The following is a 19013-nucleotide window of genomic DNA, read 5'->3' on the forward strand; positions in this document are numbered from 1 at the left end:
CGGAGCGGTGCAGACTCTTTCCTTTCAGCGCACCAGATGCAGAAACTGCATGTGCCGCTCGTACTGGTCGAGGATGTCGTTGATGACCTGCTCCTTGGAATACCCCACCAGGTCGTAGTCCTGGCTGCCCTCGCTCAGGTGTACTTCGGCGCGGTAGTAGCGACGATTGTTGATCTGTTTGGAGCCCATGCCACCCCGGGCGAAGGACGGCGTGAAGTAACCCCGCATCTGCACCTGGTAGATGAACGGATGCTGTTCGCCGTGGCCAATTTCCAGGCTGACGCTGTCGTTGGCCGGGTCTGGCTGGGTCACCACCGTCAGGCCCTTTTCGGCGAATACCGCCTTCACCTCCTCGATGGCCGGGCGCACCGTGGTATCGAGGAAGCGATACACCTCGTCGCGGGAAGGAAAATGCACCGCCTGGCTCAAGCGCTGACGCCAACCGCCAGTGCCCCGTCGGGAGCCCGACACCGGCGCGAGGGAATGCAACTGCGCGATCTGCTTCTGCGACTCCAGGTAGAACGCCTTGTGCAGGCCCCACATCATCAGCAGCAGAATCAGCGAGAACGGCAAGGACGTCAGCACCACCGCCGACTTCAAGGCATCGATGCTGCCGGAGAACAGCAAGGCACTGGTCACCAGGGCAGTCATCGCGCCCCAGAACACCCGCAGCCATTTCGGCCCGTCCTCATCGGGGCTGCCGCCCTTGGCCGACAATGTCGACAGCACCACGGTGCCGGAGTCGGCGGACGTGACAAAAAACACGAAGCTGATGAACACCGTGACCGCAATTACCGTCTTGCTCCACGGGTAGGTTTCCAGCAGCAGGTAAAGGCTCATCGACGGGTTGTCCAGGGCCGACATGCCCAGGGCGCTCATGCCATGGTTCAGGACCTGATCGATGGCGCTGTTACCGAAAATCGACATCCACGCCAGGGTGAAACCCAAGGGGATCAGCAGCACGCCGAACACGAATTCACGGATCGTCCGGCCACGGGATATCCGTGCGATAAACAGCCCCACGAACGGTGACCACGCGATCCACCATGCCCAATAGAACACTGTCCAACCGCCCAGCCAGTCGCTGGGCTCGTTGTAGGCATACAGGTCGAAACTCTTCATCGGCAGGGCGCCGAGGTAATCGCCGAGATTCTGGATAAGCGTATTGAGCAGATGCTGGGTCGGTCCGGCGAACAGCACAAACAGCAACAGCGCGCACGCCAGCAGCATGTTGATATCGGACATGACGCGCACGCCCTTGTCGACGCCAGCCACGGCGACAATGATTGCCGCGCCCATCATCAGCACGATCAGCCCGACCTGGATCCACTGGGTGTGAGCGATGCCGAAGAGGTAATCCAGACCGGAATTGAGGTGCAGCACGCCAAAGCCCATATCCGCGCCAAGGCCGAACACGGTCGCGATGATGCCGAAACCGTCCACCGCATAACCGATCGGCCCGTTGATGCGCTTGCCGATCAGCGGGTACAACGCCGACCGCAAGGCCAGCGGCAGGTTGTGTCGGTAGGCGAAGTACGCCAGGGCCATGCCAACGAAAGCGAACACACCCCAGCCGTGCAAACCCCAGTGCAGGAACAGGATCTGCATCGCCTGGCGCGCCGCATCGGCGGTGCCGGCTTCGCCCTGGGGCGGCTGGACCAGATGGGTCAGGGGCTCGGATACGCAGAAGAAAAACAAGGTGATGCTGATCCCGGCGGCAAACAACATGCCGGCCCAGGACAGGTAGCTGAACTCGGGCTCGTCGTGGTCGGCACCGAGCTTGATCTTGCCGTAGCCGGACAAGGCGGTGACCACCACGAAGACCAGATACAGGGTCATCGCCAGCATGTAATACCAGCCGACCGTATTGGCCGCCCAGTTCTGCGCGGCCAGCAACCAGGCGCCGGCCTGCTCCGGCACGGCAATGACGACCAGGCCGAACAGCAGGATGAAGGTCGCGGCGAAATAAAACACCGGCGGATTCATGCGGACCAGGCCGCTGGATGGGAGGGACGAAGTACTCATCGATGGAGCACCTCGCAAAGCGAAATCATGACGTGCGCAAACGGACTCGGCAAAGGCAAGCCTCCTGTTGTGAGCGGGCAGCAAACCAATGGTTTAACTTGAATGAACGTTCAAGTTAAACATGAATAGGCTGCCAAGGACTAATCGCAGGGCTCGATGGCACGTTTCCTACACTAGCCCATGGGTGGGTATGACGCAGTTCGCAGATCATTCGTTCAGTGGTAACGCAAATCCTGTGGGAGCGGTTCAGTTGAGAGAATGATGCGCCTGTGGCGAGGGAGCTTGCTCCCGCTCGGCTGCGAAGCAGTCGTAACCCGGCGAGTGCGGTGGGTCTGACGCTCCGCATCTGGCAGGTTTTGGGGCCGCTGCGCGGCCCAGCGGGAGCAAGCTCCCTCGCCACGGGTGGGACTGTCAGAAATTTTGTGTTCGGGCATAACATGCTGAAGAGGTGCATGTATGCCAACCAAAAAGAAGACGGCCTTGGAGGCCAAAGCCGAGCTCCCTTCGATCCCGAAGGAGCTGATTGATCAGTTCGTCAAAGGCCCAATGACTGCCGAGGCGATTCAGGATGCGTCGATGGCCTTCAAGAAGGCGCTTATCGAGCGAGCCCTGGGCGCAGAGCTGGGCCACCATCTTGGCTATCCTCAGGGCGCGGAGCGTCCCGAGGAGTCGAGTAACCAGCGCAACGGTAAAAGCGGCAAGACCGTTCTGACAGACGACGGTCCGCTTCGTCTGGAGATTCCCCGTGATCGCGATGGCAGCTTTGCGCCGATCCTGATTCCCAAGCATGAGCGGCGCTTTACCGGGTTCGATGACAAGATCATCGCCATGTACGCTCGGGGCATGACGGTTCGCGAGATTCGCGCGTTTCTCTTGGAACAGTACGGGACAGATGTCTCGCACGACTTCATCAGTTCGGTCACCGACGCGGTGATGGAGGAGATCGGCGCCTGGCAGCAACGACCGCTTGAGCAGATGTATCCGGTCATCTTCTTCGACGCGTTGCGGGTCAAAATCAGGGAAGAAGGACTGGTCCGCAATAAGGCCATCTACTTGGCCTTGGGCGTATTACCGGACGGAACCCGCGATATCTTGGGCATCTGGATCGAGACAACGGAAGGCGCCAAGTTCTGGATGAAGGTCTTCAATGACCTCAAGACACGCGGAGTCGAAGATGTGCTGATTGCCGTGACCGATGGTCTCAAAGGCATGCCAGAAGCCCTGAGCGCGGTGTTTCCTGAGACGACTTTGCAAACCTGCATCGTACATCTGATCCGCAACAGCCTCGACTATGCAGCCTGGGACAAACGTCGGGAACTGGCCAAAGCGCTTAAGCCGATCTATCAAGCGATCAACGCCGAGGCCGCCGAAGCGGCTTTGGACTCGTTCGAAAATGGCCCCTGGGGCAAACAGTACCCAACCATCGTAGCTGCCTGGCGACGCGCCTGGGATCGAGTCATCCCGTTTTTTGTCTTTCCGCCCGCCATCCGGAAAGTGATTTACACGACCAATGCAATCGAGAGCATCAACGCTCAACTGCGCAAGATCATTAAAACGAGGGGGCACTTCCCAACCGATGAAGCTGCCACCAAGTTAATCTGGCTGGGCTTGCGCAATATAACCGCAAACTGGGGCAGTGCAGCCCATGACTGGAAAAGCGCCATGAATCAGTTCGCGATCCTGTACGGGGATCGGTTCATCAGGCCGACGTGGTAAATGAAGGTCTGCCTAACGGCAGGCCGTTACCGGCCCGCACACAAAAAATCTGACACTCCCCCACGGGTCCGTTGATTGCCTTATTAAGTGTCATCCTCAACGCCCATATGCCGGTTGCCGATAAATACTCAGCTGCCTATAGTCCGGATATCGCCTACAGCCAGTACGGACTCATGATCAAAGAACAGTTGTCTCGCTTCCATCGTCTCGACCTGCTCAGCCATCCGACGCCTCTGGAAAAACTCGACCGTCTCTCCGCCTGGCTCGGTCGCGACATCTACGTCAAGCGCGACGACCTGACGCCTCTGGCACTGGGCGGCAACAAGTTGCGTAAGCTTGAATACCTTGCCGCCGACGCCCTGGCCCAAGGCGCCGACACGCTCGTCACAGCCGGCGCGATCCAGTCCAACCATGTCCGTCAGACCGCTGCCCTGGCCGCGAAGCTGGGCCTGGGTTGTGTGGCGTTGCTGGAAAACCCCATCGGCACCGAGGAAAGCAATTACCTGGGCAACGGTAATCGGCTGTTGCTGGAGCTGTTCGACGCCAAGGTCGAACTTGTTGAAAACCTGGACAACGCCGACGAACAGTTGCAGGCCCTTGCCGGCCGCCTGCGTAGCAACGGGAAAAAACCTTACCTGGTGCCGATTGGCGGGTCGAACGCCCTGGGCGCCTTGGGCTATGTGCGCGCGGGCCTGGAGTTGGCCGAACAGATCAAGGACACCGGGCTTGAATTCGCCGCCGTGGTGCTGGCCTCGGGCAGTGCCGGCACGCATGGCGGCCTGGCGCTGGCACTGAGCGAAACCCTGCCGGACCTTGCCGTGATTGGCGTGACGGTTTCACGCAGCGAGGAAGACCAGTTTCCGAAAGTCCAGGGGCTCGCCGAACGTACGGCGCACTTGCTGGAAATGGCCCTGCCGCCGGCCTTCAAGGTGAACCTGTGGGACGAGTACTTCGCCCCCCGCTACGGCGAGCCCAACGCCGGTACGCTGGCGGCGGTCAAGTTGCTGGCGAGCCAGGAAGGCCTGCTGCTCGATCCGGTCTATACCGGCAAGGCCATGGCCGGGCTGCTCGACGGCATCGGGCGCGACCGCTTTGAAAACGGCTCGATCATCTTCCTGCATACCGGCGGTGCACCGGCGCTGTTTGCCTATGACTCGGTGTTCCAGGCTCGGTAAATGTCGCTGTGGAGCGAGCAGGCTCGCTCCCACAAGATGTTGATTACATATTGGAATAGGGTCGTGATTTAATATTATTTTCCAATCTATACGACCCAACCTATAGTCGCGCCGCAGGCGTATTTGCAACGAGACGCAAAGCCTGCTTTTAGGGCAGGATGTGGCAATTCTTTCGGATCGCGGCTACGCCTTTCTCTTCCAGATAAACGTCATCATAAAAATACAGGGGCTTGTCATGAATTTTTCCGCATTACGTCGCAACCTGCTGGTGGGTTCGCTGGGCCTGGCATTGAGCGCCGGGCTGATGGGGCAAGCGGTTGCCGGTGAGCAGCTGCAAAAAATCAAGGACGCTGGTGAGATCAAGATCGGCCTGGAAGGCACTTATCCACCGTTCAGTTTTGTTGATGACAGCGGCAAACTGACTGGCTTCGAAGTGGAATTTTCCGAAGCCTTGGCCAAGGAACTGGGGGTCAAGGTCAAGCTGCAGACGACCCCATGGGCCGGTATCCTCGCCGCCCTGGAATCCAAGCGTCTTGACGCCGTGGTGAACCAGGTGACCATCTCCGAAGAGCGCAAGAAAAAGTACGACTTCTCCGAGCCGTACACTGTTTCCGGGATCCAGGCGCTGGTACTGAGCAAAAAAGCCGACGAGCTGAACATCAAGAAGGCCGCTGACCTGGACGGCAAAAAAGTCGGCGTGGGCCTGGGCACCAACTATGAGCAGTGGGTCAAGGCAGAAGTGCCGGGCGCCCAGGTCAAGACCTACGACGACGATCCAACCAAGTTCCAGGACCTGCGTGTCGGCCGCATCGACGCCATCCTGATCGACCGCCTGGCCGCGCTGGAATACGCCAAGAAAGCCAAGGACACGACAGCAGCCGGCGAAGCCTTTTCTCGCCAGGAGTCTGGCATTGCCCTGCGCAAAGGCGAGCCCGAGCTGCTGGCAGCCGTGAACAAGGCCATTGAAAAACTGCGCGCCGACGGCACGCTGAAAAAGCTCTCGGAAAAATACTTCAGCGCTGACGTCACTCAATAATGGAAGCAGCTCTTCAACTCGCGCTGGACTCCGCGCCCTTTTTGCTCAAGGGCGCGTATTACACGGTCATCCTCAGCCTGGGCGGCATGTTCTTCGGCTTGCTGCTCGGGTTTGGCCTGGCGCTGATGCGTTTGTCGCGCTTCAAACCGGTGAACTGGATTGCCCGCATCTACGTGTCGTTCTTTCGCGGCACGCCGTTGCTGGTGCAGTTGTTCGTGATCTATTACGGCTTGCCGCAACTGGGCATCGAGCTGGACCCACTGCCGGCGGCACTGATCGGTTTTTCGCTGAACATGGCGGCCTATGCCTGCGAAATCCTGCGGGCCGCGATCAGCTCCATCGAACGCGGCCAGTGGGAAGCGGCGGCAAGTATCGGCATGACCCGCGCGCAGACCCTGCGTCGGGCCATCCTGCCGCAAGCCGCACGCACAGCCCTGCCACCGTTGGGCAACAGCTTCATCTCTCTGGTCAAGGACACTGCATTGGCGGCGACCATCCAGGTACCGGAGCTGTTCCGCCAGGCGCAGCTGATCACCGCCAGAACCTTCGAAATCTTCACCATGTACCTTGCCGCCGCGCTGATCTATTGGGTTCTTGCCACGGTGCTTTCGCACTTGCAGAACGTCTTGGAAGCCCGGGTCAATCGGCATGACCAGGAGTCCTGACCGATGATTGTCGTGGAAAAACTGACAAAGCAGTTCAAGGGTCAGGTAGTGCTCAACGGCATCGACCTGAAGATCGAAGAAGGCGAAGTGGTAGCGATCATCGGCCCCAGCGGCTCGGGCAAGACCACCTTCCTGCGCTGCCTGAACTTCCTCGAAGAACCCAGCAGTGGCCGGATCAAGGTCGGCGACATCGAGATCGATGGCAGCCGCCCGCTAAACCAGCAACAGGGCCTGGTCAGGCGTTTGCGTCAGCAGGTAGGGTTCGTATTCCAGAATTTCAACCTGTTTCCCCACCGCACCGCATTGGAAAATGTCACCGAAGGTCCCCAGGTGGTGAAAAAAATTCCCCGTGCCGAAGCCGAAGCCCTGGGGCGCAAGCTCCTGGCCAAGGTCGGGCTGGCCGGCAAGGAAGACGCCTACCCACGGCGCCTGTCCGGCGGCCAGCAGCAGCGCGTGGCAATTGCCCGGGCGCTGGCGATGGAGCCGGCGGTGATCCTGTTCGACGAGCCGACCTCGGCCCTCGACCCCGAACTGGTGGGCGAAGTACTGGCGACCATTCGCGGCCTGGCCGAAGAAAAACGTACCATGGTGATCGTCACCCACGAAATGGGCTTCGCCCGGGACGTGGCCAATCGCGTGGTGTTCTTCGATAAAGGTGTGATCGTCGAGCAAGGGGAAGCCAAGGCTTTGTTCGCGGCCCCTAAAGAAGAGCGTACTCGACAATTCCTCAGCAAGTTCCTCTCCGCACACGCCGCGCAATAAGTTATCCGGCACACTTCCATGGAAGGAAGTGGATAACTTGAACGTCATACTCTTGACCGCTACGAAACAACTTACAGCCCCGCCCTCAGCTGAGAAACTTGTCAGCACGACATGCGTATACCTTGCGTAACACTTATGTCGGACCCCTCGCCCGTTGTCTCGCGCCTTCAGCTACCGTAAGCAATACGACAGACGCCGGGGCAAGGAAAGTGGCGTCCGACAGCAAGTATTACTAACTGCATCGCGTAGGAAACTTCTGAAGAGTTGGCCAATCAAGCATTAATCCCGCCCTTCTATTGACACTGTAACTGCGCAACCCTTATCTAGAAGCCAACAGGCGACGCGCATTATTTTAATTCCCCCAGTCCTGCACTGAAAGTTCATGATTTTATTGCAACGCAATAAACAATGCCGCGTTTATCCGTGCCTTTGACCTTTATGAAACAGCTCGATATGGACACCAAGGAGAACACCATGACATGTACGTCACCGATCCTCGAACTGGCTGCGCCCGCGCTGGCCAATACCCTGCCTACCGGCATCAACATCACCAGTGCCGCTCGGCTGGAAGTGCTCATCACACCTTATTCCGGCATGGACGCGGGCGATCTGATCGAACTGTTCTGGGATAACTGCTACGTCGGCTCCCGCCAGGTATCCGAGGCAGATACCCATGGCGGCATCACGTTGCGGATACCGGAAAGCTTCGTCGTCAACGGGACGTCATGCATCCATTATCGCGTCATGCGGGTCGGGCGGGGGCCGGCGCTGTCGGCCCCGCAACGGGTGCAAGTCAAACTCGATTGCCCCGGAGGTCGGCCTTCGACCTTGATCGGCGATGAAAACCAGAGCCTGGCACCGGTGCGTATCCCCCAGGCCATCCGTCGCCAGGGCGTCAATCCGAATCAGATCAAGCGTGGCGTACCGCTGACCATCGAGCCCTACCTGAACATGGCCGCCGACGATGCGATCACCGTGCGCTGGGGCGACGTACGCATGGACCTGCCTCGGATCAAACCTTGCGAGGTGGGCCAGCCGATCCATGTCTGGGTACCACCGGAAATAATCACCGAAGCCGGCGAAGACCTGCGCCTCGAAGTGACCTATTGCATCCTTGATCGTGTAGGCAACACCTCCCATTGGGCACCGCCGCGGACATTGAAGATCGGTTGCGCGAATGCGAATCTGAAGAGCCCCGTCCAAAACGTCGTTGATGACCGTTGAAGCGCGCCGTCAAAAAGTAATCGGTTTTTGTGGCAGGGATGTCTGCTCCCTCACCACAAGAGCCGTTTCGCCCATGCGGGCTCCATGAATTTAAATCCAGCCTATCGATATTCCTAAAAGATAGTTCAAAAACATTTTATACGCGTTTAGGGTATATCGACCGGACCACCGGACATTCTTGATTTTCGCCACCGCATTCATCGCGGTGTTTTCTTGAGATGTGAGGTGGGTATGGTACGGAACACAAACGCCCCAGTGCAGGGCGCCAAGGCACTGCACGCAGCCAAGGAGTGGCTGTAATGTCCGATCTGGCGCAAGCAAAGGTCCATAGCGACCTGGATATCGCTCCATTGTTATTGCCGGCACAGGTGCTGCGCACCGATGCCGAGGCAATCAAGGCCGCGCGTGAACTCGCACAAGTTGCTCGCCAGCAGGCCGCGCGCCGCGACCAGCAGCGCAAGCTGCCCTGGGCGGAAATCGAGCAATTCACCCGCAGCGGGCTTGGCAGCATTGCCGTTCCTCGTGAATACGGCGGGCCGCAAGTCTCTTCAGTTACCATCGCCGAAGTGTTCGCGATCATTTCCGCAGCCGATCCGGCCCTCGGGCAGGTCCCGCAGAACCAGTTCGGCGTGCTCCAGCTGATTCTCGCCACGGGCACCGAACGGCAAAAGAAAATTCTCCTCCAGAGCGTGCTCGAAGGCTGGCGCATCGGCAATGCCGGGCCGGAGCGCGGCACCCGCAACACCCTGGACCTCAAAGCGCGGATCACCGCCGATGGCGATGGCTTCGTCATCAATGGACAGAAGTTCTACTCCACCGGCGCCCTGTTCGCCCATTGGGTTGCCGTGAAGGCATTGAACGACGAAGGTCGCCAGGTGCTGGCGTTCGTCCGGCGCGGCACCCCGGGCCTGCGCATCGTCGACGACTGGTCGGGCTTCGGCCAGCGCACCACGGCCAGCGGCACCGTGCTGCTGAACAATGTGCGGGTCGACGCCGAACTGGTCCTGGACAACTGGCGCATCAACGAAACGCCAAACGTGCAAGGCGCCTTCTCGCAGCTGATCCAGGCGGCGATTGACCTGGGTATCGCCCGCGGCGCTATCGATGACGCTATCGCCTTCGTTCGCGAACGCGCCCGGCCCTGGATCGATGCCAAGGTCGAGCGGGCCTGCGACGATCCGTACGTAATCGCCGACGTCGGCAAGCTGAAAATCGAACTGCATGCCGCCGAGGCTCTGTTGCGCAAGGCGGGGCACGTACTGGACCAGGTCAACGCCGCGCCGATCACGGCACAGTCCGCCGCCCGCGCTTCGATAGCCGTCGCCGAAGCCAAGGTGCTGACCACCGAAATCGCCCTGCAAGCCAGCGAAAAACTCTTCGAGCTGGCCGGCAGCCGCGCCACCCTTGCCGAGTTCAACCTCGACCGCCACTGGCGCAACGCGCGGGTCCACACCCTGCACGACCCGGTGCGCTGGAAATACCACGCGATCGGCGACTACCACCTGAACGGGACCTTGCCCGCCCGACATTCCTGGATCTGACGACCCGGCCACTGGAGCAGCACATGTCGCTTTCCCAACACGTCGCGGTGATCACCAGCGATGAACAAGCCCTCATCGTCGCCAGCGACCTGGCCGATGACTTCAAGCGCGACAGCGCCCTGCGCGATCGCGAACGGCGCCTGCCGCACCCGGAGCTGGAAGCCTTCACCCGCTCCGGCCTGTGGGGCATCAGCGTGCCCAAGGCCTACGGCGGCGCCGGCGTTTCTAACGTCACGCTGGCGAAGGTCGTGGCGCTGATCGCCCAGGCCGATGGCTCGCTCGGGCAAATCCCCCAGAACCACTACTACGCCCTGGAAGTGCTGCGGGTAAACGGTAGCGAAGCCCAGAAGCAACGGCTGTATGCCGAAGTGCTGGGCGGTCAGCGGTTCGGCAACGCCCTGGCGGAGCTGGGAACCAGGACTGCTCACGAGCGCACCACCCAACTGCTTCGCGATGGCGACGGGTACCGCATCAACGGCCGCAAGTTTTACGCCACCGGGGCGATCTATGCCCAGCGCATCCCTACTTCGGTGGTGGACGAGAACGGCGTGCAGCAGTTGGCGTTCGTTCCGCGCAACAGCCAGGGCCTGACGGTTATCGACGACTGGAGCGGTTTCGGCCAGCGCACCACGGGCAGCGGCTCGGTGGTATTCGAAGCGGTGCATGTCGCTGCCGAAGACATCGTGCCGTTCCAGAGCGCCTTCGAACGCCCTACTCCGGTGGGCCCGTTGGCGCAGATTCTCCATGCCGCCATCGACACCGGCATTGCCCGCGCCGCCTATGAAGATGCGTTGCATTTTGTCCGCAGCAAAACCCGACCGTGGATCGACGCCACCAGCGATGTCGCCACCCAGGATCCGCATACGCTCAAGAGCTTCGGCCATTTGAACATTCGCCTGCACGCCGCCGAAGCCCTGCTGGAACGCGCAGGCGAATTCCTCGACCGCGCCCAGGCCGACACCAATGCCGAAACGGTGGCGGCGGCCTCGATTGCCGTGGCCGAAGCCCGGGCCATCAGCACCGAAATCTCCCTGGCTGCCGGCAGCACGCTGTTCGAACTGGCCGGCAGCCAGGCGACCCTGGCCGAACATGGCCTGGATCGTCACTGGCGCAACGCCCGGGTGCACACCCTGCATGACCCGGTGCGCTGGAAATATCACGCGGTCGGCAATTTTTACCTCAACGACGAAAAACCACCGTTGCGAGGGACCATCTGATGGCCCTCGGCAAGAAAAAAATCCTCCTCAACGCGTTCAACATGAACTGCATCGGCCATATCAACCACGGCTTGTGGACGCATCCGCAGGACACCTCGACCCAGTACAACACGCTGGAATACTGGACCGGTCTGGCCCAGCTGCTGGAGCGCGGTCTGTTCGACGGGTTGTTCATTGCCGATATCGTCGGGGTCTATGACGTTTACCAGCAATCGGTGGAGGTCACGCTGAAAGAGTCGATCCAGCTGCCGGTCAACGACCCATTGCTGCTGGTCTCGGCAATGGCTGCCGTCACCCGCAACCTCGGCTTCGGTCTCACCGCCAACCTCACCTATGAGCCGCCGTACCTGTTCGCCCGACGCATGAGCACGCTGGATCACCTGAGCCGTGGCCGGGTTGGCTGGAACATTGTCACCGGTTACCTGGACAGCGCCGCGAAAGCCATGGGCCTCGGCGCGCAGGTCGAGCACGACCGCCGTTATGACCAGGCCGACGAGTACCTGGAGGTGCTCTACAAACTCTGGGAGGGCAGCTGGGAAGACGATGCGGTGCTCAACGATCGCCAGCAACGGATCTACGCCCTGCCAGAAAAAGTGCACAAGGTCAGGCACCAAGGCGAGTTTTATCAGGTCGAGGGTTATCACCTCTGCGAGCCATCGCCCCAACGCACACCGGTGCTGTTCCAGGCCGGCAGTTCCGAGCGCGGGCTGCTGTTCGCCGGGCGCAATGCCGAGTGCGTGTTCATCAGCGGCCAGAACAAGCCGGCGACCAGAGCCCAGGTGGACAAGGTCCGCGCCAGCGCCGTCGCGGCCGGGCGCAATGCCGAGGACATCAAGGTGTTCATGGGCCTGAACGTGATTGTCGGCGAGACCGAAGCAGCGGCCTGGGCCAAGCATGCCGAGTACCTGGGGTATGCCAGCGCCGAGGCCGGCGTGGCGCACTTCTCCGCGTCGACGGGCATCGATTTTTCCGAGTACGAACTGGACGAACCGATCCAGTACGTGAAGAGCAACGCCATCCAGTCCGCGACCAAGACCTTGCAGAACAATGACTGGACCCGACGCAAGCTGTTGGAACAACACGCCTTGGGCGGTCGCTACATCACCGTTGTCGGTTCGCCCGAACAGGTCGCCGACGAACTGGAGTCGTGGATCGCCGAGACCGGCCTCGACGGCTTCAACCTGACCCGCATCGTCACGCCACAAAGCTACGTCGATTTCATCGACCTGGTGATTCCCGAGCTGCAGCGCCGCGGGTCGTACAAGACCGAATACGACGGGGGGACGTTGCGGGAAAAGCTGTTTCACGCGCAAGCGCGACTACCCGCCCAACACACTGGCTCGAACTACCGACGATGAACTCCGTGGCGAGGGAGCTTGCTCCCGCTGGTGGGCGAAGCCCGCCCAAAAAAGCTCGGGCTACTTCGTAGCCCAGCGGGAGCAAGCTCCCTCGCCACGAAAGCACATGACTCATTAATGACTGGAACAACCGACATGACCAAGCAACTCCTGACCCTGCCAGTCAAAGCACTGGCCCTGGCCCTCGGCCTGTTCAGCTCAGCGCTGTTCGCCGCCGACGCCCCGTTGAAAATCGGCACCACCGCCGCCTTCGCCATTCCTCTGGAGGCCGCTGTCGAAGAGGCCGGCAAACAAGGCCTGAAGGTCGAGCTGGTGGAATTCAGCGACTGGATCGCGCCTAACGTCAGCCTCGCTTCGGGTGACATTGACGTGAATTATTTCCAGCACATTCCCTTCTTGGAAAACGCCAAGGCCGCCGCTGGGTTCGACCTGGTGCCGTTCGCGCCGGGCATCATCAACAACGTCGGCCTCTACTCGAAAAAATACAAAAGCTTCGACGAGCTGCCCGAAGGCGCGAGCGTCGCCATAGCCAACGACCCGATCAACAGCGGTCGCGGCTTGCAACTGCTGGCCAAGGCCGGGCTGATTCAGCTCAAGCCGGGCGTCGGCTACAAGGCCACCGAAGACGACATTGTCGCCAACCCGAAGAAGATCAAGATCCTGCAGGTCGAAGCCGTGCAGCTGGTGCGCGCCTATGAAGACGCCGATCTGGTGCAGGGCTACCCGGCCTATATCCGCCTGGCAAATACCTTCGACGCGACATCCGCGCTGCTGTTCGACGGCCTCGATCACAAGGAATACGTCATCCAGTTCGTGATCCAGCCCAAGAGCAAAAGCGACCCGCGGCTGATCAAGTTCGTCGATATCTATCAGCACTCCCCGGCCGTGCGCGCAGCCTTGGACAAGGCCCATGGCAAGCTCTATCAAGCCGGCTGGGAAAGCTGATATGAATGCCGTCAACGCTTTGCTTGAACAGCAAACGCCCACGCGCCGAAGCGCCGAAAGCACCGAGCTGCACCCACAGCTCAACCGGGCACACGTGCGTTTTGTCGGCCTGGGCAAAACCTACCTGGGCGCCCAGGGACCGGTGAACGCGCTGCACGGCATCGACCTGGCGATCCAGCGCGGCGAGGTGTTCGGCATCATCGGCCGCAGCGGCGCCGGCAAGTCATCACTGATTCGCACCATCAACCGCCTCGAGCAACCCACCAGCGGTCGGGTGCTGATCGATCAGGTGGACATCGGCGAGTTCGATGAGGATCGCCTGGTCGAGCTGCGCCGGCGCATCGGCATGATCTTCCAGCATTTCAACCTGATGTCGGCCAAGACCGTCTGGCAGAACGTCGAGCTGCCGCTGAAAGTCGCCGGGGTGCCCAAGGAGCAACGCCAGCGCAAGGTCCGCGAGCTGCTCGAACTGGTGGGTCTGGATGGCAAGCACAAGGCCTATCCGGCACAACTCTCAGGCGGGCAGAAGCAGCGGGTCGGCATCGCCCGGGCGCTGGTCCACGATCCGCAGATCCTGCTGTGTGACGAGGCCACTTCGGCGCTGGATCCGGAGACCACTCAGTCGATCCTCGGCCTGCTGCGGGAGATCAACCAGCGGCTGGGCCTGACGATCGTGCTGATTACTCACGAGATGGCGGTGATCCGCGAAGTCTGCGACCGGGTAGTGGTGCTGGAACAAGGGCGGATCGTCGAACAGGGGCCGGTCTGGGAAGTCTTCGGCAATCCGCAACATGAGGTCAGCCGGACGCTGCTGGCGCCGTTGCAGCACGCGCTGCCTGAAGAACTGCAGAACCGCTTGCAGCCGCAACCGGCCTCGGCGGACGCCGCCACGGTGCTGCGCCTGCAATTCACCGGTACCGCCCGCGATGAACCGGACCTCGCAGCCCTGTTCGGCGCCCTCGGTGGCCGGGTGCGACTGTTGCACGGCGGCATCGAACGGATCCAGGGACATGGGCTGGGACAATTACTGCTGGCCGTGAGCGGCTCCTCACTGGACGCCGAGGAGTTGCGTCAGCGGGCAGGTGCATGGGCGCAACGGGTGGAGGTGCTGGGTTATGTGGCTTGATCGCTTATTGCAGGGCTTCATCGACACGTTCCTCATGGTCGGTGTGTCGTCATTGATCGCGTTGCTGGCGGGCATTCCGCTGGCGGTTATCCTGGTCACCAGCGGCAAGGGCGGCATTTACGAGGCACCGGCGCTGAACCGTGCCTTGGGCGCGTTCGTGAACCTGTTTCGCTCGATCCCGTTCCTGATCCTGATGGTGGCGCTGATTCCGTTCACCCGGCTGATTGTCGGCACGACCTACGGCGTGTGGGCTGCGGTGGTGCCGCTGACCATCGCCGCGACGCCGTTTTTTGCCCGCATCGCCGAAGTCAGCCTGCGGGAAGTCGACCACGGCCTGATCGAAGCGGCCCAGGCCATGGGTTGCCGGCGCTGGCATATCGTCTGGCACGTATTGCTGCCCGAGGCGCTGCCAGGCATCGTCGGCGGTTTTACCATCACTTTGGTGACCATGATCAATTCTTCGGCCATGGCCGGGGCGATCGGCGCCGGTGGCCTGGGTGACATCGCCTACCGTTACGGCTACCAGCGGTTCGACAGCCAGATCATGCTCACGGTTATCGTGCTGCTGGTGGCGCTGGTCGCGGTGATCCAGTTGGGGGGCGATCGTCTGGCGCGCGGCCTGAACAAACGCTGAAGCGACTCATTGTGGGAGCAAGCCTGCTCGCGATTGGCGGCCGGCGGGCTTGCGGTATAGTCGTCAGACACTCCCCAGCAAAGCCCGCGATCATGAAACACACTGCCGAAGACCTGCACGTCATCACCGCCACGACCCTGGGTCATTACAACGCCGTGGCCGAGAATTTTCGCGAAGGCACCCGCGATCATGATGTCAGCCAGAACATCGATGCGTTGCTGCGCCACATCCAGGGCCAGGCGCCGTTTCATATCCTCGACTTCGGCTGCGGTCCGGGACGGGATTTGCGTACGTTTACCGGCATGGGCCATGTCGCGGTCGGCCTGGACGGTTCCGAAGAGTTCGCCCGGATGGCCCGCCAGGACAGCGGGTGCGAGGTGTGGCAACAGGACTTCCTGAAACTCGACCTGCCGGATGGACGCTTTGATGGGATTTTTGCCAACGCGGTGCTGTTTCATATTCCAGTCCAGGAACTGCCCCGCGTGCTCAGGCAACTGCACGCCACGCTAAAGCCTGGAGGCGTCCTGTTCAGTTCCAATCCACGGGGCGAAAACCAGGAAGGCTGGAACGGCCAGCGCTTCGGCGCCTACCACGACCTCGACGCCTGGCGCAGGCTGCTGGGCGCGGCAGGTTTTGTGGAGCTGGAGCATTATTACCGGCCAGCGGGGCTGCCACGGGAACAGCAGCCATGGTTGGCCAGTGTGTGGCGTAAGCCTTGAAGACAGATCAATCGAGCGGATGAATGCTACCCCCCGTGGCGAGGGAGCTTGCTCCCGCTCGACGGCGCAGCCGTCGTAAGGCGGCTGATGCGGTCTGCCTGGGAAATCACCTGATCCGGACTAGGACTGCTTCGCAGCCCAGCGGGAGCAAGCTCCCTCGCCACGGCTGATTCCATTTGTCACTCAGGTCGTTTCAACCACTTCTGCGACAACTGCTCCAGCCGCCCATCCTCCTTGATCCGCGCCAGGGCATTGTCCAGGCTGGCCTTGAATGCCGGGTTGTCCTTCTGGAATGGAATCACCAGGCTGGGCGGAGGGCCTTTCTTTTCCTGCGCCTGGAACGACTGCGCCATGACCAGCGGACGTTGCGACTCTTCCTTGCTCGCCAGCAACTGCGCATCGGGTTGGCTGTAGGGGGTACTGGTATCGAAACGATCCGCCAGTTCCGGGGTCATTGCTATGTGATTGATGGCGACGTCGTATTTGCCGGTTTCCACACCGGCCAGCAAATCCTCGGCATCGGTGACAACGAAATCGGCCCGTACATCGAGTTCGTTCGCGAGCATTTCGCCCAGCTCCACTTCGAAGCCGGTGAGTTTGCCGTCTTCCTTGAAGTTGAAGGGCGCCGCGTTGGCCTCAAGAGCGATGCGCAACTCGCCCCGGTCGTTGATATCGTCGATCAATTCGGCATGGGCCAAAGGGCTCAAAAGGGGTAGCAGGCAGATCAGGCCAGGCAGGAAACGCATGGTCACTCCTAGAATTTATACAAGCGACGCTCGTCTCAGGCTCGCTTTGCTATGGTTGTTGCAGGCTTCGACAACGATTGTTCATGAAGTTGTCATGACTCAGCGGATTTCATCGAAAAACTGGAGAAAAAAATGAAAAGCTTTATGTCTCGTGCCGCGTTGGCTGGCCTGTTGTTGGGCACCTCGATGCTGGCAACAGCGGCGACCCCGGCCCCCAAGGGTGCAGAAGTGTTCATCGTTTCCCCGGAAGATGGCGCCACCGTCAGCCAGGAATTCAAGGTCAAGTTCGGCGTCAAGGATATCGCCCTGGCTCCGGCGGGCGATGTGACCAAAAATACTGGCCATCACCATTTGCTGATCGATGTCGACGACGTGCCGAAGGAAGGCACGCCGATTCCGACCGACGCCCACCACATGCACTTCGGCAAGGCACAAACCGAGGCCACCATCAAACTGGCCCCGGGCAAGCACACCTTGCAATTGATCCTGGGCGACAGCGGCCATATGCCGTTCGACCCGTCGATCGTGTCCGAGAAAATCACAGTGAATGTGAAGTAACACCGGCTTGAAAACGCAGCATCTCTTGTGGGAGCGAGCCTGCTCGCGAAAGCGGTCTGTCAGACATATTTGTATTGGCTGATATTGCGCCTTCGCGAGCAGGCTCGCTCCCACAGGGTTTCCAGGTTGTGCCAGATGAAAAAAAACGGGAGCCCCCTGCGGGGCTCCCGTTTTTTATTGCAAGTCCAGCCTGCTTAGAACAACACGCGGCAACGAATGGTGCCGTTGATGTGCTGCAGCTTCTCCTGCGCCAGGTCCGAGTATTCGGCATCGACGTCGATCACGACGTAGCCGACCTTCTCGTTGGTCTGCAGGAACTGGCCGGAAATGTTGATGCCGTTTTCCGCGAAGACCTTGTTGATCTCGCTCATCACACCCGGGATGTTCTCGTGGATGTGCAGCAGGCGGTGCTTGCCAGGGTGAGCGGGCAAGGCCACTTCCGGAAAGTTCACCGACGATACCGAGGTACCGTTGTCGCTGTACTTGACCAGTTTCTCCGCCACCTCCAGACCGATGTTGGCCTGGGCTTCAGCGGTGGACCCGCCGATGTGCGGGGTCAGGATCACATTGTCCAGGCCACGCAGCGGGCTCTCGAAGATGTCGTCGTTGGAGCGCGGCTCCACCGGGAACACGTCGATGGCAGCGCCGATCAGGTGCTTGTCCTTGATCGCTTCGGCCAGGGCGTCGAGCTTGACCACGGTGCCACGCGCGGCGTTGATCAGGATCCCGCCTTTCTTGATGGCACGGATTTCCTTCTCGCCGATCATCCACTGGGTGGCCGGGGTTTCCGGTACGTGCAGGGTGACGATGTCGGACATGCCCAACAATTCGTGCAGGTCGTTGACCTGGGTGGCGTTGCCCAGCGGCAGCTTGGTCACGGTGTCATAGAAGAACACCTGCATGCCAAGGCCCTCGGCGAGTACCGACAACTGGGTGCCGATCGAGCCGTAGCCGACGATACCCAGCTTCTTGCCCCGGATTTCGAAGGAGTTGGCCGCGCTCTTGATCCAGCCGCCACGGTGGCAGGAAGCGTTTTTCTCGGGGATGCCGCGCAGCAGCAGGATCGCCTCGGCCAGCACCAGCTCGGCAACGGAACGGGTGTTGGAGTACGGCGCGTTGAACACGGCGATACCGCGCTCACGGGCCGCGTTGAGGTCAACCTGATTGGTGCCAATGCAGAAGCAGCCGACCGCGACCAGTTTCTTCGCGTGGTCGAAGATCTCTTCGGTCAGTTGAGTACGGGAGCGGATACCGATGAAGTGAGCATCGGCGATCTTTTCCTTGAGCTGGGCTTCCGGCAGAGAGCTGGTGATGTACTCGATGCTGGTGTAGCCCGCCGACTTGAGGACGTCGACAGCCGATTGGTGGACGCCTTCGAGAAGAAGGAACTTGATCTTGCTCTTATCGAGAGAAGTCTTGCTCATCTGCGTAAACCTGTGTCCCGGAGAAAAATGGCAGGGAATCGGGCAGCCTGGGCCGGCCCGACCGGCATGACAGCCGTCGCCGCAGAACAGCCGTTGGGCACTACGCTGCGGGGTCGGTATGCTAGCATATGCCCCCCGCAAA

Annotated in this window: 16 protein-coding genes and 1 pseudogene; 14 read left to right on the top strand and 3 right to left on the bottom strand. The window is 60.7% G+C overall.

The features are described from left to right. Nucleotides 1–24 precede the first annotated feature (24 nt). The gene (gene betT / locus J3P89_RS27055; protein WP_434604961.1) at nt 25–1986 is read right to left on the bottom strand and encodes a choline transporter BetT; all 1962 of its coding nucleotides are present in this window, start codon (nt 1984–1986) and stop codon (nt 25–27) included. 495 nt (nt 1987–2481) lie between these two features. Here betT and J3P89_RS27060 point away from each other — a divergent pair, with 495 nt between their 5' ends. From J3P89_RS27060 to J3P89_RS27120, 13 genes and pseudogenes are all read left to right on the top strand, one after another. Next, a complete protein-coding gene (locus J3P89_RS27060) occupies nt 2482–3741 on the top strand; it encodes an IS256 family transposase (protein ID WP_434577927.1) in 1260 nt (419 codons plus the stop codon). A gap of 173 nt (nt 3742–3914) precedes the next feature. Next, on the top strand, nt 3915–4916 hold the full coding sequence (locus tag J3P89_RS27065; protein WP_434696197.1) for a D-cysteine desulfhydrase: 1002 nt from the start codon (nt 3915–3917) through the stop codon (nt 4914–4916). A gap of 235 nt (nt 4917–5151) precedes the next feature. Continuing rightward, complete coding sequence (gene tcyJ / locus J3P89_RS27070) at nt 5152–5952, top strand: cystine ABC transporter substrate-binding protein (RefSeq protein WP_434696198.1); 801 nt, start codon at nt 5152–5154, stop codon at nt 5950–5952. After that, nucleotides 5952–6617 (top strand): cystine ABC transporter permease, encoded by a 666-nt coding sequence (gene tcyL, locus J3P89_RS27075; protein WP_305497544.1) that lies wholly within the window; start codon nt 5952–5954, stop codon nt 6615–6617. Before tcyJ ends, tcyL begins: the two co-directional genes overlap by 1 nt. Nucleotides 6618–6620: 3 nt before the next feature. Further along, the gene (tcyN, locus tag J3P89_RS27080; RefSeq protein ID WP_305497545.1) at nt 6621–7379 is read left to right on the top strand and encodes an L-cystine ABC transporter ATP-binding protein TcyN; all 759 of its coding nucleotides are present in this window, start codon (nt 6621–6623) and stop codon (nt 7377–7379) included. Between the two features lie 474 nt (nt 7380–7853). Further along, nucleotides 7854–8616, top strand: a pseudogene (locus J3P89_RS27085) (hypothetical protein); the annotation flags it as partial. Between the two features lie 286 nt (nt 8617–8902). Next, nucleotides 8903–10144: an SfnB family sulfur acquisition oxidoreductase gene (locus tag J3P89_RS27090; RefSeq protein ID WP_434696199.1), complete on the top strand. Its 1242-nt coding sequence runs from the start codon at nt 8903–8905 to the stop codon at nt 10142–10144. Nucleotides 10145–10167: 23 nt separating this feature from the next. Further along, complete coding sequence (locus J3P89_RS27095) at nt 10168–11361, top strand: SfnB family sulfur acquisition oxidoreductase (protein ID WP_434696200.1); 1194 nt, start codon at nt 10168–10170, stop codon at nt 11359–11361. Next, complete coding sequence (locus J3P89_RS27100; RefSeq protein ID WP_434696202.1) at nt 11361–12719, top strand: LLM class flavin-dependent oxidoreductase; 1359 nt, start codon at nt 11361–11363, stop codon at nt 12717–12719. The genes J3P89_RS27095 and J3P89_RS27100 overlap by 1 nt, the downstream gene beginning before the upstream one ends. A gap of 135 nt (nt 12720–12854) precedes the next feature. Next, a complete protein-coding gene (locus tag J3P89_RS27105; protein ID WP_434602491.1) occupies nt 12855–13664 on the top strand; it encodes a MetQ/NlpA family ABC transporter substrate-binding protein in 810 nt (269 codons plus the stop codon). A gap of 1 nt (nt 13665) precedes the next feature. Next, nucleotides 13666–14790: a methionine ABC transporter ATP-binding protein gene (locus J3P89_RS27110; RefSeq protein ID WP_434696203.1), complete on the top strand. Its 1125-nt coding sequence runs from the start codon at nt 13666–13668 to the stop codon at nt 14788–14790. Further along, nucleotides 14780–15424: a methionine ABC transporter permease gene (locus J3P89_RS27115; RefSeq protein ID WP_368556486.1), complete on the top strand. Its 645-nt coding sequence runs from the start codon at nt 14780–14782 to the stop codon at nt 15422–15424. The genes J3P89_RS27110 and J3P89_RS27115 overlap by 11 nt, the downstream gene beginning before the upstream one ends. A 92-nt stretch (nt 15425–15516) precedes the next feature. After that, nucleotides 15517–16143, top strand: a complete 627-nt coding sequence (locus tag J3P89_RS27120; RefSeq protein WP_434696204.1) for a class I SAM-dependent methyltransferase — start codon at nt 15517–15519, stop codon at nt 16141–16143. A 179-nt stretch (nt 16144–16322) separates the two neighbouring features. On the opposite strand, the gene J3P89_RS27125 is transcribed toward J3P89_RS27120, so the two are convergent. After that, nucleotides 16323–16889 carry a transporter substrate-binding domain-containing protein gene (locus J3P89_RS27125; protein WP_434696205.1) on the bottom strand — a complete coding sequence of 189 codons (567 nt, stop codon included), beginning with the start codon at nt 16887–16889 and terminating at the stop codon, nt 16323–16325. Nucleotides 16890–17021: 132 nt separating this feature from the next. On the opposite strand from J3P89_RS27125, the gene J3P89_RS27130 reads away from it, so the two are divergent. Next, nucleotides 17022–17447 (top strand): DUF4399 domain-containing protein, encoded by a 426-nt coding sequence (locus J3P89_RS27130; RefSeq protein ID WP_434696206.1) that lies wholly within the window; start codon nt 17022–17024, stop codon nt 17445–17447. Between the two features lie 194 nt (nt 17448–17641). On the opposite strand, the gene serA is transcribed toward J3P89_RS27130, so the two are convergent. Then, nucleotides 17642–18871, bottom strand: coding sequence for a phosphoglycerate dehydrogenase (gene serA, locus J3P89_RS27135; protein ID WP_039592617.1), 1230 nt, complete (start codon nt 18869–18871; stop codon nt 17642–17644). Nucleotides 18872–19013: the final 142 nt, after the last annotated feature.

The sequence above is a fragment of the Pseudomonas sp. Z1-14 genome (assembly GCF_051132005.1).
Taxonomy (GTDB): Bacteria; Pseudomonadota; Gammaproteobacteria; order Pseudomonadales; family Pseudomonadaceae; genus Aquipseudomonas.